We start from the raw sequence: 16,998 nt of genomic DNA, 5'->3' as shown, positions 1-16,998 counted from the left end.
ATGGATGTTACAAGGCGATGAAGATATGAAAGTGTAAATTCTGCGATAACTCAAGCCCTTTATAGTAGAACAAAACCTGGCTTCTAGATATTATTAATATTATATCTTTTTTGTTATATTAGATAAAGTAAATGGGAATCCATCTTATATATTCTTTTATATAAATGTATTCTCAAGCTTTTTAAAATCAATCTTTCCAACTGGGGTTAAAGGTAATTGATTTATAAATTTGAACCCTATAGGCTGAGCATATTCTGGGAGTTCTTTAGAGCAAATCTCTTGGATCTGATTGATTACCTTTTTTTCAGAGTAACCTGATTTGCAGACTATAAAGACAAATGGCAATTTACCTTGAGTATGTTCTTTGTCATTTATACCAATAGCGCAACAATTATTAACAGAATCAATTTGCATGATTGTTGTTTCAATTAAGGATGGAAATATTTTGAAGCCATCATGTCGGATAATCATTCTTTTTATCCTGTCCTTTATAAATAGGAAACCTTCTTCAGTCATATAGCCTATATCACCGGAGTGTATCCACGTTAATCCATCATCGTGAGTTCTCAGAATATCTTGTGTTGCTTTTTCATTGTTATAGTAACCTTTCATTGTATTTGGTCCAGTTATGCATACTTCACCAAGTTCATTATATTTCATTTCTTGGCTTGTTTCAGGATCAAAAATGGAAATGACTGTATGAGGTAAAGGAACACCAACACTGCCAATTTGATTGCATTCATTAGAAATGCATACACTTACACATGCCGCAGCTTCAGTCATTCCGTAACCTTTTGTAACTTTATCGTTACAGTGGTGTGATTTTAAAAATTCATTAGTTCTTATTTCTAAAGAACTATCCATCGTATCACCGCCTACAGTTGGAGCGATGATATAGGATAAATCTTCATGTTTTAATTTAGAGCTGTTAATAATATTCTCATAATGGGACGGTACTCCAACCATGTGATTTGGGTGGTATTTAATTAGTAAGTCATCAAAATTTTTAGGGTCAAAAGAGGGGATTAGAATAGTTTCCATGCCTATAATTAAAGGTAAGTGTAAACCATTTCCAACACCATAAGCAATGAATGGCGGCATAATATTTAGCCAACTATGATTCCGATGCATATTTATTCCGGATATGGAACATTGATAAGCTGCTGCATTTAAATTGTCATTAGTTAGCATAACTCCTTTAGGAAAACCAGTTGTACCACCAGTATGAACGATAGTTACTGTGTGATTTGGTTCGTAAGAATAATTAGGGATTGCTGAGTTTTCTAATTGTAAAAATGCTTTCCAAGCTAAAATTCTATTAGAGTAAGAAATGATATATTTATTTTTCAGCTTATATAATGGTTTAATGAAAGATGGCAATGAATCAGAGGGAGATACAACTATAATTTTTTTAGTAGTTGTGGTTTTAAAAACATTAGATATCTTAGCATATGCAACATCGACCACAACTAATAGATCTGATTTAACTTCATTAATATAATGATTAATTCCTTCTATGCTTGTCCTAGGATCAATCATATTAGAAATTGCTCCCAATTTACTTAGAGCGTAGAATAAATAAACAGTTTCTGGGAGAGTTGGCAAAAGTATTGTCACAATACTATTTTTTTCTACTCCTAAGGAAGTAAGTGATTGTGCAACTTTCTCAATATTTTCAAATAATTTTGAATAACTAATTTTATTATTATAATAGTTCAGTGCTATATTGTTGGGATATTTTGCATTGTTGATAACAAGATAATCATATATAGTCATGGAAGGTATTGCATTTTCTATTTTATTCATATCATAAAAATTTAACCACGGTTTATCAATAGACGGGTACCCTGTTTGAATGTCTTGTTTCATTATTATATATCCTCCTTGAATACAACTGAAATTATAGCACTATTAAGGCAGTAAAGTATTAATTTAACTAAAGTTAAGTACAATAATTGTTAGTTTAGCGAGAGATTCATTTCGATGAGATAAAGTATAGATAAATATATGGATTTGACAAGCCCAGGCATTAATAATAAACTTAGGATGCTAAAAACGAAAAACAGAAAAGAGGTTTCTTATATGAAAGATACATTAATTCATGCAATCAGTGCGAATGGACATATTCGGGTTCTGACCTGTACCTCAACACAGCTGGCGGAGCAGGCGCGGAAGCAGCACGATCTGTGGCCGACCAGCGCGGCCGCTTTGGGGCGGGTCTTAACCATGACCGCGATTTTAGGCAGCATGTTAAAGACGGAAAAAGAGAAGGTCACCGTGCAGATCAACGGCGGCGGTCCGATTGGTACGATCATGGCAGACGGCTGGGCCAATGGCGATGTGCGGGGATTTGTCGGCGATCCTGAAATCTATCTGAAATACAACGATACCGGCAAACTGGCCGTCGGCACCGCCGTGGGCAAGGAAGGCTATCTGAAGGTCATCAAACGGATGAACATGAAGAATGACTTCACCGGGCAGGTAGCCCTGGTCAGCGGCGAGATTGGTGAAGACTTCGCTTATTACTTTACAATTTCGGAACAGACCCCTTCTGCGGTATCGCTGGGCGTGCTGGTTGATACGGATAATTCCGTCATGGCCTCAGGCGGGATTTTAATTCAGATGATGCCGGAAGCAACGGAAGAAGATATCAAGCTGGCAGAGGCCGCGGTTGCGAAGCTGCGCCCGGTTTCTGAGCTGGTCAAGGAAGGCCATGACGCAAAGGCGCTGGCCATGATGTTGTTTGAGGATCTTGAAATTCTGGAAGAAAAACCGGTTCAATGGCATTGTGACTGCAGCAAGCAGCGGTTTAAAGCGGCTTTAACGACGCTGGACCGCTCAGAATTGGAAAAAATGCTGGAAGAAGACCACGGCTGTGAAGTGAAGTGTGAATACTGCAACAATAAAGTCCAGTTAACGGAAGAAGATCTCCGCACGATTCTGGAGTTCAAAGCGGCATGTGGAAAATAAGGGATCTGGAAATTGCCAACCCGGTTGTCATCGCGCCGATGGCGGGTATTTCCAATGCGGCGTTTCGCACGATCGCGCATGAATTCGGGGCCGGATTGATCTATACCGAAATGATCAGCGATAAGGCGATTTGTTACTCCAACAAAAAGACGATGGAGATGACGCAGCTGGCGCCGGATGAACATCCGATTGCGATGCAGCTGTTCGGCCATGAGGAAGCTTCGATGATTCAGGCCGCGCAGGTGCTGGATAAAACGGATTGCGACGTGATCGACATCAACATGGGATGCCCGGTGCCGAAGGTGGTCAATTCCGGTTCCGGCAGCGCCATGATGAAAGATCCTGAGTCAGCCTATCAGCTGGTGCGGAAAATTGTGGCGGCAGTGGAAAAGCCGGTTACAGCCAAGATCCGCTTAGGCTGGGATAGTTCATCAATCAATGTACTGGAAATGGCGCAGGGCCTGGAAGCGGCTGGGGTCAGCGCTCTGGCTGTCCATGGCCGTACCCGCAGTCAGCTTTACGAAGGTCAGGCAGACTGGAGCTGGATTAAACAGGTTAAAGAAAAAGTTTCGATTCCGGTTATCGGCAACGGGGATATCCGGTCAGTCGAAGAGGCGATGGCCCGGATGGAGGAAACCCATGTTGATGCGATTATGATCGGCCGGGGCGTACTGGGCAATCCCTGGCTGATTCGCGATCTGGTTCAGGCTTTATCGGGCGAAGGTCAGGTCAAACCGGTCAGCGATCATGAAAAATTTGAAATCGCGCTGGAACATGCCCGGCGATTGTGCGCGTTAAAAGGCGAGCGGATCGGAATGAAGGAAATGCGCGGGCATGCGTGCTGGTACATCCAGGGAATTCCCTACTCCAATCGGATGAAAGACCGGATTAATCAAATGACAGCTTATGCCGAATTAGAGTCAATGCTGCGTCAGTATGAAGAGGCGTTGGTCAGCGGGAACTTTGACTGGCTGTTTCCAACGGAATTTTAAAACATATACAAAAGCCATTCCTGTACAGGAGTGGTTTTTATTTTGTTGATTCAAATTGACAAAATTGAAATTGTGTTATACTGTATTATCATAAATAGTACAGATTGGAGATATGCCGCTGATCGGAGGGTATAACGATCTTTGGGGGATTAATATGAAAAGAAAATTATTTGTGATTTTGACAGTGGTCTTGCTGCTTTGCGGATGTGGGACAAAAATGAAGCCGCCGCAGGAAGAAGAACAATGCACAATTAATGAAGATTTACGGATACGGACCTTGGCTGAAGTCTGGTACTCAGCTAAGAATTATTATGGATATTGGGAATCCTTGTCAGAAATTGTAGACTGGGATGCAGCTTTCGATCAATTTCTGCCGCGTGTGAGGGAAGCAAAGAATGATGATGAATATGTTGATTTGATGCGGGAGTTTACAGCATTGCTGCATGATGGGCATACTCAATATATTCCATTTCAGGGATATGTATCGAATAAGGGAAGTCTGCCAATTCGGTTGGAATACCTTGACGGGACGATCTATTTAGTTGGAAAAAATGACAAAGTTGATGTTGAGCTGGGCAGTGAATTGGTCAGCGTTAATCATGAACCCGCTCTGGATTATATCTTGTCCAATTATAGTAAATTTGTACCGGTTCTGACAGAACCCGCCCATACGCGCGAAACTTTAGAGCAGTTCAAAAGTGATTATATTGGCAAAAAAATTACGCTTCAATTTAAAGCAGAAGACAATTCCATGCAGGAAATCCAATTGGAGTACAGTCAGCAAAAAAACTCCATTACTGAGGAACTTTCAGTGAAAATGAGTTTTGATAGCATTCTGTATAATTCACAAACGTATACCGTGGCACCGGTCAATGATGATATTCTTTATATTGAAATTCGATCCTTTTCCAGCGGCGGAATGGATAATACGTTTACGAAGATAATCTTACCGCAGCTTGAAAATTATCGCGGCTGTATTCTTGATGTCAGGCAGAATCGCGGTGGAAATTCTTATCATGGCGACGTTATTCTGCAGTCTTTATCAGCAGAGGGTGTTCCTTCTAATTTCAGTTTTAGTTCTGTTTTCATTTCCTCAATGGTTCCTTATGCTTCGGATAATGTAGCTTTTCAAACCGATGATCTAACGAAGTCAGCGGCACAAAAAATGATGAAACATGCTTATTATGGCATGGAAGAAGAATTGTCAGAATATGTATTAAGCCAGGCAGATAACTGGTATACGATGGATGTGCCGAAAGTGCTGACCATGCCGGTTGTGGTCTTAACCTCGGATCAAACTGGTTCCGCCGCGGATACCTTTGCAGCGAAAGCCAAGGTGATAAAAAATTTCACGGTAATGGGTCTGACAACACATGGCGCAACAGGAAATAATCATAGTGTAGAACTTCCGGACGGCAGTTTATATACTTTATCTGTGGATAATGCGTATAGTCCTGAAGGATATTGCATATGGAATCATGGCGCAATTCCTGATATTGAAATTTGGCAGACCCTTGAAGACTTGAAAAATCGAGAAGACACCGTGCTTAACACTGCAATTAAAACATTACAGGAAACCTTACAAAAAGAAAAAGATTAAAAAAGCAGGAAAGGATGCAAAATGAAAAAGTTAATATTATATCTGATTGTGATGCTTCTGTTGGCAGGGTGTTCAGAAAAGCCGCAGGACTTAGAAAAACCAGAACAAGCTCAATGCACAAAGACAGTGGAAGAACGCATTGCCGCATTGTCTGACATCTGGTCAACAGCCCAATATTATTATGGCTACTGGAATGAAATGCCGGAAGATTTTGATTGGGATGCAAAATATCAGGAGTTTTTGCCGCGGGTGATGAATGCTAAGAATGATGATGAATATGTCGATGCCATGCGGGATTTTGTCGCTCTGCTTCACGATGGACATACCAGCTTTATTCCGGCTTCCGATCTTAGGCTTAATCAGGCCTATTTGCCTTTTGATTTAGAAGATCTTGATGGTCGGCTGTTTCTGAAAGCAACTAGCTTAGATTTTGAAGTGCCGCTAGGCAGCGAATTGATTGAGGTTGAAGATCAGCCGGCCTTGGATTATATCCTGGAGCATTTTGAAAAATATGTCCCGGTACAAACGAACCCTGCACATCGCAGTGAAACCGTAAGACAATTTTTAAAAGATGAAAAAGGGAAAGAAATCACGTTGAAATGGCTTACGCCGCAAGGGGAAACCTTAGAGTTAAAAGGCTGCTATGAAAAATCAGGTTCCATTTATTTGAATCAATTGAGGGCATCGGCGTTGTCCAATAAGAAAGCTCTTCTTCATTCCAGTCCTTATTTTGTTTATGAGATTAATAAAGATCTTGTTTATGTGGAAATTTCAACTTTCGTTGGTCAAAGCTTTAATCTTTATGAAAATCAAGTGATTCCAATCTTAGATCAGTATCAAGGTGTTATTTTTGATGTGAGAAATAACAGCGGTGGTAATTTTACAAATGCCTTAATTATCCTGCAGTCTTTTTCTCAGGCACCCATCCCGCCTTTATACAATTTAGATTCTGAATTTCACTCTTCCTGGGTTCCCTATGGGGACGATACGAACACGATCTTCTATTCTGGAAGCGACATGAATCAAAAGGCAATGCGAATGATGAAGCACGAATATTATGGCGCTAATGAGGAGGTGGAAACGATACTGGAGGAAATGGAAGTTGAGCCTCATCCGATTTTAACAACACAGATTCTGGATAAGCCCGCTGTGATCCTAACCTCGCAATTTTCAGCTTCTGCCACTGAAATGTTCGCCGCTACTGCGAAATTGCTTGATAATTTTACGTTGATGGGGCTGACAACCTATGGCGCAATGGGCAATAACTGCCGTGTCAATTTATCCGACGGCAGCGCTTATTCTTTGTCGGTGAATCAAAGCTTTTCGCCGGATAAGCAGCCTTTTTGGAATCGCGGTGTCCAGCCAGATATCGAAATATGGACATCACCGGAAGACTTATTGATGGGGGAAGATACTGCACTTAATGAGGCGATTGCGATGCTGCAAAATCAGATCAAGGAACGAACAGGAGAATGACAATGTTTACAATCGATCCACGCAGCCGTCAGCCGATCTATGAACAGCTGAAGGAGCAAATTATCCGGTATGTCAGCCTAGGTGTCCTGCAGCCGTTGGATCGGATGCCCTCTGTGCGGATTTTGGCGCGGGAGCTGGGGATCAATCCCAACACTGTTGTGAAAACGTATCAGGAGCTGGAGGACGAAGGTATTTTGATTACAGAGCCGAAGAAAGGCTTCTTTGTCAGCGACCACGATGTGCATGCTATTTTATGCTTAAGGCAGAAGGAAGAATTCCGAAAGGCTGTCATTCAATGTCAGGAAACGGGGATATCCGAAGAAGAAGCGTTGAAGATCGTCAAGGAAGTGTATGAAGGAAAGCAGGGATCAAGATGTTAAGGGTGGAAAATTGCCGCAAGGTCTATGACTTGCAAACAGTATTGGAACATTGCAGCTTAGAATTAGCATCTGGTTCAATTTTAGGTTTGATTGGGATTAACGGGGCAGGAAAATCGACGCTGCTGCACTGCGTCAGCGGAGCGATTCCTGTCGATGAAGGAAAGATTACATGGAAAGACCAGCCAGTGCTCGATCATCCAGAGGTCAAACAAAAGATCTTCCTAGTTCAGGATGAACCAGTGTTCGCACAGTCGGAAAATGTCCGGGACTTGATTGGCTATTTATCCTTATTTTACCCAGCGGCAGATCCGGCTTTATTCTATGATTTATTAAATCAGTTAAACCTGGATTCTGAATTGCCGTTCTCCGCTTTCAGTAAGGGGATGAAACGGCAGGTTCTGATGGCTGCGGGATTGGCGGTGCATCCAGAACTGCTTCTGATCGACGAGGTATTTGATGGATTGGATCCCTTTGCCCGGCGGCTGCTTCAAGGTCAGCTGGCAGCGCAGACGATTGAGGAAGGCATGACTTCGATCTTAACTTCGCACCGGTTAGGGGATTTGGAGAACTTCTGTGATGAATATGCCTTGTTGGATAACAAGCGGATCCTGCATCAAAATTCTCTGTTTCAAACGCAGCAGGAGCTGGTTAAAGTTCACCTGGCTTTTGATCATCCGATCGATCCCGCGATATTCCAAGATTTTGAGGTGTTAAAGCTGGAAATTCATTCCCGGATGGCTCAGGCGATTCTGCGCGGCCGTCAAGATGAGGTCGAAGCGAAGCTGTGGAAATACTGTCCGGTCATTCTTGAAGTGTTTGACTGCACTTTGGAAGAAATATTCTTGGCCCAGCTAGAAAAACGGGAGGAACTGCGATGATCCACAAGAAATTATTGATATCCATGCTTAAAAAAGAGTTCAAACTATGTTTATGTTTGATGTTTTTGGATTTGTTGATCATGCCGTTAGTCTACGTCAGTTTTCCAACAATAATGGAGGAAAACGCCAGCCTCTTGTTTAACTTTTATTTTATCTATCTCTTGCTGCTTGTAATCATTCTGGTTCAGCGGCAGCTGCGCTTTACGATGAAGCGAGAGGAGAAGATTCATCACTATCAACTGCCTTTAACAAAACGAAGTTTAATTTTGACGCGGTTAACCGTTGGATGTATCGTCTTTTTGCTTCCTTATCTGGTCGCCTGGCTGACCATGGGAATTTTGATGCTTCATTGGCAGATTGCAACAGCCGTATCCATTTTTGAGGGAACCGTGCTGCTGATCATGGCGACGCTGGTTTACCTATGCTTTTGTACCTGGGTCTTTCTGCGCAGCCGTAATCTGTTTCAGGCGCTGCTGACCATCGCGGTCTGGACATTGGCTCCGGTCTTCATCGTTTCAGCGTGCGTCAGTGTGATGCGGAAGACTGTGATCTATCACTATCAACTTAAGGAATTCTTGACGCTGCTGCATGATTTCGGGTGTCTGCCGGGATTGTTTACCCTGGCAGCGAAGGGATTAGTTCTTGATTCCACATTTCCTTCATTGGGGATGTGCCTGCTCGTTGACCTCGTTTATGTGTTGGCTGGCGGATTTGCGGTTTTCCAGATGACAAAGAATTCACCGTTGATCGAACATAAAACGTTAACACAAAGCGCTGTATTTAAACTGATGCCGGCAGTTTCCGCAGCCGCGGTGATGATTTGGGGATCACTGACAGCTGTGAGGCCGCAGCAGTGTCTGCTCTCTGTGATTCTGGCCGCGGTCTTGTATTTGTTAATCCGCTTTCTGTCTTACTCCAAGATTCAGTTCAACAAAGCGATACTGCTGATGTTAACGGTTGAGTTTGTGTTTCTCCAGGGAATTTTTTGGTCATGGCGAGTCAGCGGAGGCTGGGGCATGACCAAGGATATTTCCGCTGAAGAAGTTTACTTTATTAATATTTATAACTGGAGAGGAAAAACGTCGGGATATTATCAATATTGGAGAGTTGAAAATACGGCGAGCTTAACAAAGGAAGAAAAGGAGATTTTGGTTGCGGCCCAGCAACAGGCAGAGCGGCGATACCGCAGCCAAGGACTAAAATCAGCTTCCGGGATGGTTGCTATCCGCTATCGTTTTGTTGATCAGAATATTGAACTCTATATTCCCTATTATTCGGATATCATGGAGACTTTACTCGCAGAATTGCAGGAGCATGATGTGCAGCTTTTTAGTTATATTAACGTTGACTATCCAGGCTGGGAGAATGCGTTCTATCTGCAGGGCTTAAACATTGATTTGTTTTAGAAAAGCGGAACAGAGGATGATAAAAACTCTCGGCGAAGAATTTTGGTATCACTCAGGAAGAAAAGGCTATGGGAAATTTTGTAAAAGGCGTTTGTTAAGCCCTGAAATGACGTTTTTTTCGTTGACAAACAGTTTGAAAATGCTATAATCTAAACGATTATTTGCGCGAGGAACAGAGGAGTAATCCGGCAGTGCTGCAGCGAGAGAGTCCCGGACTGGTGAAAAGGGATATGCAGAAACCGGATGAATAAAGGCTGGGAGCGCATCGCAGACCTGCGTTATAGGCAGACTGAAATGAATCAGTCACGAAGATGATTAAAGCGATTTAATCATGAATTAGGGTGGTACCACGATGATAACTCTCGTCCCTATCGGATTTGAGAGTTTTTTTATTGGTTAAAGGAGGAAAAGAAAATGGAACAGAAGTTATCAGAACAAGAACTGGTTCGCCGTCAGAAGATGGAAGATCTTCGCGCGAAAGGCATCGATCCGTTTGGACATGCGTTTGCGCGTACGCACCGCTCCGCACAGCTGCGCGAAGAATTTGGGGAATTGAGCCAGGAGGAATTGGAAGAAAAGAAGATTTCCTGCGCGATTGCCGGCCGGATTATGACCAAGCGGCGGATGGGCAAGCTGGGCTTTATGCACTTGCAGGATCGCGACGGTCAGATCCAGGTCGTCGTCAACAAGGGACTTGTCGGAGAAGAAATCTATGAACTGTTTAAAGCAGCCGATCTGGGTGATATCGTCGGCATCGAAGGCTATGTCTGCAAGACCAACACCGGCGAATTATCGGTGAAGGCGGAGAAATTTGAACATCTGACCAAGGCACTGCGTCCGCTGCCGGAGAAGTTCCACGGTTTACAGGATGTTGAAGAACGCTTCAGAAGACGGTATGTCGATTTAATTATGAATGAAGACAGCCGCAAGATCGCGATGCTGCGGCCAAGAATCATCCGCGCTGTCCAGCATTATCTGGATGGTCAGGGATTGATGGAAGTCGAAACGCCGGTGCTGCAGCCGATTTTAGGCGGCGCCGCGGCTCGTCCGTTTGTCACTCATCACAACACGCTGGATATGGATTTCTATCTGCGCATTGCGACTGAGCTGCCGTTAAAGCGTTTGATTGTCGGCGGTCTGGAAGGCGTCTATGAAATCGGCCGTCTGTTCCGAAACGAAGGCATGGATCCGAAACACAATCCGGAATTTACGACGGTGGAAGCGTATGTTGCCTACAGTGATATTGAAGGCATGATGGCGTTGAATGAGGGTTTGTTTGAAAGTGTTGCCATGGAAGTCTTTGGCAAGACCGATTTCACATTGGGCGATAAGCCGATTTCCTTAAAGGCTCCGTACAAGCGCTGGCATATGGTGGATGCGGTCAAAGAAGTCACCGGTGTGGATTTCTGGAAGGAAATGAGCGTCGATGAAGCGCTGGCACTGGCGAAAGAACATGGTGTTGAAGTTCAGCCGCATGAACGTACTGTTGGTCATATCATCAACCTGTTTTTTGAACAGTTCTGTGAGGAAAAGATTACACAGCCGACCTTCGTGTATGGTCATCCGGTTGAAATCTCGCCACTGGCTCGCAAGAATGCGAAAGATCCGCGTTTTACTGACCGCTTTGAGCTGTTGATCTACGGCACGGAATATTCCAATGCGTTCAGCGAACTGAATGATCCGATTGATCAGCGTCAGCGTTTTGAAGAACAGCTGAAACTGAAAGAAATGGGCGATGCGGAAGCCAGCGAAATGGATGTTGATTACGTAGAGGCGCTGGAATATGGTCTTCCGCCAACCGGCGGCATTGGAATCGGCATTGACCGCTTCGTCATGCTTTTAACAGGTCAGGAGTCAATTCGCGAAGTCTTGTTATTCCCACACATGAAAAACCGCAACGATTAATACTAATTAAGAAAAGAGAAAGAAAAGTACCGAGCAGGATGATTATAAATCACCAGGAGGTACTTTTTATTTGTTTAAAGGAAGAAATAAAATTAGGTCTTCTAAAAACGGGATATAGTCTATGATAAGTTCTAAACGCGTTTTTTCTAAAGAAGTGTCCAGAAAATACAAGCTTAAATCCAGTTTAATTGGGAAACAACAATGGAGCGAAGATTCTTTCTGTTTCGATGAGTAGAAAAATACAGCAGGATATTGTAAGCTATTAACAGGAGGATTAAATGAAATGGTACTTTCCGAAAAAGACGGGGAATTGTTCTATGAACTATGGCTTCCACTACTTGATTATTGCAATCAAAACTATGGTAGGAAGAAAAATGTTAAGAAAATGTCAGAGGAAAAAGAGTTGAACCCGCAGGAAGTCAAAGCTGCAGCCGATATGGTCTGGGAAAATGTATCGATCATTGACGAGTATTTAAAATGCCATAAGGATATGCCAGATGAACATCAGAAGATTATCTCTGGCTGGAAAAGATGTGTAACTGATCATTTTATTATTGAACGGTATCTCAAGAAAGGCTCTGTCTTTATATCCATGTCGAATGAAAATGTATATCTGGTGGGAGGAATTATTTCGAGCATAGAAGAAATGTTTTACCCATATCGGATGCCTATGATTGTTGAAGCTACACTGTTGCCTTTCAGAGATCAAATTATAACTGATGGACTAATCGTCCCTTACTCAAATTTTTTGATTGGCGGGAATATGGCAAGAGACTATAAAGAAATTTATATGGAAGCCAAGCTGGAAAAACAAATAATCAAGACGCTCTAAAGTGAGTAATTGCCACATGCAATAATCCAAGAATAATAAGAGTTACAGATTCTTAGAATTTATCTGAGGTATCATAACGGCAAAAGAATACGGAATTTGCCGAATTGATAAATAGAGATGAAAGTTATGGATATTCTTGAAATAATGCTACTACAATCCTACTGGCTTTAGACGGTGGGTAGTTCACGCGACAAAGGGTGAGATGAATACATCGCGGAAAATATAATAAACCTCTGATGAAAGCTTTCCAAGAGAAAGTCCATTAGAGGTTTTTGATTTGCTTTGTAAGCGCGGATTGTAAGCTGTAGATATGAAATTCGCATTTAGTTGCTTGTTTTCTTGATCAAAATAGTATTCTATTTGATAAATTGTATTTGAGGATTTATCAACAGAAGATGTGATATCGTATCCGCAATTCAAAAGGGCAAAGTAGTGTTGATAGATCAAGCTAATTAACTGTTTAACGAATGCCCTGGCATAATAAAAGACCGCGTTGTCTGCGGTCATGTTTACTTAGTATTTTGAGTGAACGCCTGGTTTGCCTCGTCTGCATCTTCTCGTTAGGAATGGCTTTGTTCCAACCCAGAGCTTTCTCAACCGTACAATCCTCAAGATCTTGCATTATTTTTTTCTCTAATACTAAGTTTTTAAAACCAATCTTCCGAAGAACGATAACCCTTTTTATGGAGTTCCTCTACTTCTTTTTTATATGCCGGCCATTCTTTAAGAACTTTTTCTTTCAATTCCGGAGGACAATCATCAGTAAATCTAAAAATAGTTCCATCAGGGAGAACGCTCATATATCCACTCATGTAATCAAATTTACGTTTCTTGCACATTGTTGTTATCCTTTCTGTTAACCTCACGAAGCAGCCCATCAAATGTTCAATCTGTTTCAGATGTTTTGATAATGTAGTTTTTTATAGCCATAGATTTTATTCACTTTGATTATATTCTAATTCATTTATCAGTGCAAATTTATTGATTTGAACATCATGATTTTGATTGCGTTCTACTTTAGCTCAATTATTTAAATGAATGGTACTCAATGATTTGAGAACAGAACAGGTTTATAACATGCAGTCAGTTAAAATTATAGAATAGTAGAAAGTGATAATGGTAAAATGTTAACAATGAGGTGATTCTATGTTTAAAACCGGCCAACTGTCGCGCGCCTTTGAAATTGATCGAACCAGCTTAAACTATTATGTCCGCACCGGTCTGCTTAATCCGGAAATTTTGGATAATCAATATCATACTTATTCATTTCACGATTTCGTGGCTTTATCCTATATCCGTCATTATCGGGGCTTGGGTTTTTCCATGGCGCAGATCAAAGCGCTGACAAGACAGGAAGACAATCAGGAAAAGCTTGCGGACTGCCAACAGGAGATGCAGACGATTGAGGATCAGATTCGGTTATTGCGGCTGAAACAGCGGTATTTGGAAAACTTGATGAAATTGATTCGTTTTTATGAAGAACACCGAGATCATCCAGTGATAGTGATGACTGAAACATATTATTTCATAAGGCGTGAAGACCTGCGCGATCCCGTATTCAAGGCTTTATATAAGCAGCTGCCCAGCAATGAGTTTGCGGCAGTCTGTGATGAAGATTTCAAGGTAACACTGCAGCCGCAGTCAGCGCAGGGACTGGTCATGAAAGAAACCTGGCTGAAAGAGTTTCAGCTGACACTTCCCAAACAGGCGATCTGTTACCCTTCAGAAAAACGTTGTCTTTGTGCCTTCCGGGTGAGTGGAAAAAATTTTGACAGTCAGCTGCAGGCTGCGCTGCGCAGCTTATATGCGCGGATGGAAAAACAGGGGGTAAAGCTGCGGCGGGAGTTTGTAATCTATCTTTTAATTAGCAAGTATAATCAGGCAGATGAATATTTTGATATCTATGTAGATATTCCTTTGAAAGCGCTTGACTGATGAATAGTTCATCAGTTTATACTGTTCTTGTGAATGGATGAACGATATCTGTTTTCAAGGAGGGAAAGAATTTGAAAGAATTATCGAGAAGAACCTTCATCAAGGGTGCGGCGGCATCCGCAGCGACTTTGACCATCAGCTCACTGTTGGCGGGCTGCGCGGCTAATGAAACACCGAAGACGGACGACAACAGCGGAGCAAATCAGAGAACCTGGGATAAAGAAACGGACGTGTTGATCCTGGGCGCCGGCGGTGCGGGGATGTGCGCTGGCTATGAAGCAACTCAGGCTAGAGCAAAGGCACTCATTCTGGAAAAGGCGGAGAGCTTTGGCGGAACGTCGATTCGCTCCGGAGGAATCATTCAGGCTTCGGGAACGACAGTTCAGAAAACTCTGACAGCTTATCAAGACGATACTGCTGAAAAGCATGCGCAGTATTATCTGGAAGAGGGCGAAGGAACGCTCGATGAAGAACTGGTAAAGGACATGACAGCGGGTTCGGCAGGCCACATTGAATGGCTGGAGAGCCTGGGACTGGAATTTACGAATGTCACGGGTTCCGCGCATGTCCCGATGGCGGATGAAAGCAATTATGCGGATCGAATTCATGGAACGGCCGTAGGAGCTTCCGGCATGTTTACGGCGGTTCATGATGCTGCGGAAGCCAGCGGGGCTGAATTTATGTATAATACGGAAGCGACAAAGCTGATCGTTGAAAATGGCAAAGTGATTGGCGCCGAGGCCCTCTTGGATGGCAAGACAATTGTAATCAAAGCCAATAAAGGCGTCATTATAGCGACCAGCAGCATTGACCACAATCAGGACATGAGCAAGGCTTTAAGCCCGAATCAATATTATGACAACGTCAATTCAATCTGTGCGGCTGCACCGACCAATACCGGCGACGGCATTCGGATGGCAGCGGCAATCGGCGGACAGCTGACGCATTTCGGCGGGGTTATTGATTTGACCGGAAAAACCAGCGCCGGCATCAATCGCCAGACACCGTTAATGCCTTGCTTTTTTGTCAACAAATACGGCCGGCGTTTCACCTGCGAAGATACGACTTATGCGCTGACTTCGCGTGAGCTGTGGCGGGAAATGACGAAAACGAATCATGCCTGTTATACAGTCTGCGGTCCGAATTCAGTCATGACCCAAGAAAAGCTGGACGAAATGGTTGCTTCAGGGAAAGCTTTTACGGCGGCCTCCATGACAGAATTAGCAGCACTGATTGACGTCAATGCAGAGAACCTGCAGGCAACGCTGGAACAATGGAATCGTGATATTACAGAATCCGGAGCTGATCGGCAGTTTGATCGGGCGACAGGACTCGAAGTCATTGAAAGCCCGTACTATGCGTTTGAAGAAGGATTCATGAATTTGGGATCCATCGGCGGACTGAAGATTACGCTGAATTGTGAAGTTGTAAATGTGCAGGGAGAAGTGATTCCGGGGCTGTATGCGGCAGGCATGGCTTCAGCCGGCTGGCTGGGACCGTTCTATCCAGGTTCAGGCACAGCGTTATTGGGAGCGATTCACTTCGGCCGCAAAGCCGGTAAAGTTGTCGCTGCGCTGTAAGTCTTTTTTGGTTCAAAACGGAAGAAGAATATTCAGGTAATCGAAAAACGGCGGAAAATCTGCCGTTTTTTTGCTATCTTTTTATGCTGGATGCTATACGGAAAAACTTATCTGGGTAATTCATGCTTCGCTTGATAAGCAGATCCCCAGACCTGCATGGAATCCAAAATCGGCTTCAGACTCAAACCTAAGTCAGTTAAGGCATATTCCACGCGCGGAGGAACCTCTGCATAGACGGTACGCGTCAGTAAGCCGGAAGCTTCCATTTCCCGCAGCTGAGCTGTCAGCACTTTCTGCGTCACTGTGCCAATTGATTTTTTCAACTCGCCGAAACGCTTTGTTCCGGTTAATAAATCACGCAGAATCAAAACTTTCCATTTGTTGCTGATGAGGGTTAATGTGACCTCAACCGGACAGACCGGCAGACTTCTATCATGAAGGATTTCACTCATAAATTCTCTTCTTTCTTCAATAGTATCTTTTGGGAACCTAGAGCACAATTAAGTGCTTACTTTCTTTTTGATCCCTTTGGCGATATTCTATAACTGTCGAAGGACAAACGCAAGTCCTTTCGCTTAAACAAGGAGGAAATTCAAATGCAGAAAGTCATTCAGTTCTTAAACGAAAACCCGGTTCAGTATCTGGCAACCATCGGCCGGGATGGAAAAGCAAAGTGCCGTCCCTTTATGTTCGCCGGAGAGAAAGTGGGGAAGCTGTGGTTCTGTACGAACAACACGAAGGACGTCTACCAGGACATGCTGGCCAATCCTTATATTGAAATCAGTGTTTCCAGCCCAGCCTACGCGTGGATTCGTCTGCATGGCACAGCGGTGTTTGAGGATAATCATGAAGTGAAGGAAATGTGCCTTCAGAATCCGATCGTTAAGGGACAGTATCAAACGGCTGATAATCCGATTTTCACCGTATTCTATTTGGCGGATGCACAGGCTGTGATCGCAGATTTCTCCGGCAATCCGCCGCAGGAATTCACGCTGTAAACGATAGCCGGCAGATTTGATAATCTGCCGCTTTTCACTGAGGAAA

At 43.2% G+C, this 16,998-nt stretch carries 15 protein-coding genes; 12 read left to right on the top strand and 3 right to left on the bottom strand.

All coding sequences use genetic code 11. The annotated features are described in order from the left end of the window. Window positions 1-156: 156 nt before the first annotated feature. Entirely contained in the window at window positions 157-1,869 is a 1,713-nt protein-coding gene (locus tag BN162_RS10055; RefSeq protein ID WP_020224964.1) for a class I adenylate-forming enzyme family protein, read from the bottom strand. A 213-nt stretch (window positions 1,870-2,082) separates the two neighbouring features. On the opposite strand from BN162_RS10055, the gene hslO reads away from it, so the two are divergent. From hslO to BN162_RS10010, 9 genes are all read left to right on the top strand, one after another. After that, a complete protein-coding gene (gene hslO / locus BN162_RS10050; protein ID WP_020224963.1) occupies window positions 2,083-2,970 on the top strand; it encodes an Hsp33 family molecular chaperone HslO in 888 nt (295 codons plus the stop codon). Continuing rightward, the gene (gene dusB / locus BN162_RS10045; RefSeq protein WP_020224962.1) at window positions 2,958-3,962 is read left to right on the top strand and encodes a tRNA dihydrouridine synthase DusB; all 1,005 of its coding nucleotides are present in this window, start codon (window positions 2,958-2,960) and stop codon (window positions 3,960-3,962) included. Before hslO ends, dusB begins: the two co-directional genes overlap by 13 nt. A gap of 154 nt (window positions 3,963-4,116) precedes the next feature. Next, window positions 4,117-5,562, top strand: a complete 1,446-nt coding sequence (locus tag BN162_RS10040) for a S41 family peptidase (RefSeq protein ID WP_020224961.1) — start codon at window positions 4,117-4,119, stop codon at window positions 5,560-5,562. Between the two features lie 252 nt (window positions 5,563-5,814). Beyond that, a complete protein-coding gene (locus tag BN162_RS10035) occupies window positions 5,815-7,038 on the top strand; it encodes a S41 family peptidase (RefSeq protein WP_390620513.1) in 1,224 nt (407 codons plus the stop codon). Between the two features lie 2 nt (window positions 7,039-7,040). Then, window positions 7,041-7,418, top strand: a complete 378-nt coding sequence (locus BN162_RS10030; protein WP_020224959.1) for a GntR family transcriptional regulator — start codon at window positions 7,041-7,043, stop codon at window positions 7,416-7,418. Then, window positions 7,412-8,296 carry an ATP-binding cassette domain-containing protein gene (locus BN162_RS10025; protein ID WP_020224958.1) on the top strand — a complete coding sequence of 295 codons (885 nt, stop codon included), beginning with the start codon at window positions 7,412-7,414 and terminating at the stop codon, window positions 8,294-8,296. Before BN162_RS10030 ends, BN162_RS10025 begins: the two co-directional genes overlap by 7 nt. Continuing rightward, the gene (locus tag BN162_RS10020) at window positions 8,293-9,702 is read left to right on the top strand and encodes a hypothetical protein (protein ID WP_020224957.1); all 1,410 of its coding nucleotides are present in this window, start codon (window positions 8,293-8,295) and stop codon (window positions 9,700-9,702) included. Before BN162_RS10025 ends, BN162_RS10020 begins: the two co-directional genes overlap by 4 nt. Window positions 9,703-10,116: 414 nt before the next feature. Beyond that, window positions 10,117-11,607, top strand: a complete 1,491-nt coding sequence (lysS, locus tag BN162_RS10015; protein ID WP_020224956.1) for a lysine--tRNA ligase — start codon at window positions 10,117-10,119, stop codon at window positions 11,605-11,607. Window positions 11,608-11,890: 283 nt separating this feature from the next. Further along, window positions 11,891-12,439 carry a hypothetical protein gene (locus BN162_RS10010; protein ID WP_020224955.1) on the top strand — a complete coding sequence of 183 codons (549 nt, stop codon included), beginning with the start codon at window positions 11,891-11,893 and terminating at the stop codon, window positions 12,437-12,439. Between the two features lie 647 nt (window positions 12,440-13,086). Here the strand turns inward: BN162_RS10010 and BN162_RS10005 are convergent. After that, entirely contained in the window at window positions 13,087-13,278 is a 192-nt protein-coding gene (locus BN162_RS10005; RefSeq protein ID WP_020224953.1) for a hypothetical protein, read from the bottom strand. A 307-nt stretch (window positions 13,279-13,585) separates the two neighbouring features. Here BN162_RS10005 and BN162_RS10000 point away from each other — a divergent pair, with 307 nt between their 5' ends. Both BN162_RS10000 and BN162_RS09995 read left to right on the top strand, forming a co-directional pair. Next, the gene (locus tag BN162_RS10000) at window positions 13,586-14,374 is read left to right on the top strand and encodes a MerR family transcriptional regulator (protein ID WP_020224952.1); all 789 of its coding nucleotides are present in this window, start codon (window positions 13,586-13,588) and stop codon (window positions 14,372-14,374) included. A 71-nt stretch (window positions 14,375-14,445) separates the two neighbouring features. Continuing rightward, a complete protein-coding gene (locus BN162_RS09995; protein ID WP_020224951.1) occupies window positions 14,446-15,954 on the top strand; it encodes an FAD-dependent oxidoreductase in 1,509 nt (502 codons plus the stop codon). A gap of 107 nt (window positions 15,955-16,061) precedes the next feature. Here the strand turns inward: BN162_RS09995 and BN162_RS09990 are convergent, their stop codons facing one another. Then, the gene (locus BN162_RS09990; protein WP_020224950.1) at window positions 16,062-16,406 is read right to left on the bottom strand and encodes a winged helix-turn-helix transcriptional regulator; all 345 of its coding nucleotides are present in this window, start codon (window positions 16,404-16,406) and stop codon (window positions 16,062-16,064) included. Window positions 16,407-16,550: 144 nt separating this feature from the next. Here BN162_RS09990 and BN162_RS09985 point away from each other — a divergent pair, with 144 nt between their 5' ends. Further along, window positions 16,551-16,952, top strand: coding sequence for a pyridoxamine 5'-phosphate oxidase family protein (locus BN162_RS09985; RefSeq protein ID WP_020224949.1), 402 nt, complete (start codon window positions 16,551-16,553; stop codon window positions 16,950-16,952). Window positions 16,953-16,998: the final 46 nt, after the last annotated feature.

Origin of the sequence: Holdemania massiliensis AP2 (assembly GCF_000327285.1) — a bacterium.
Lineage (GTDB): Bacteria > Bacillota_I > Bacilli_A > Erysipelotrichales > Erysipelotrichaceae > Holdemania > Holdemania massiliensis.
This window is presented reverse-complemented; position numbering and strand designations above follow the sequence as displayed.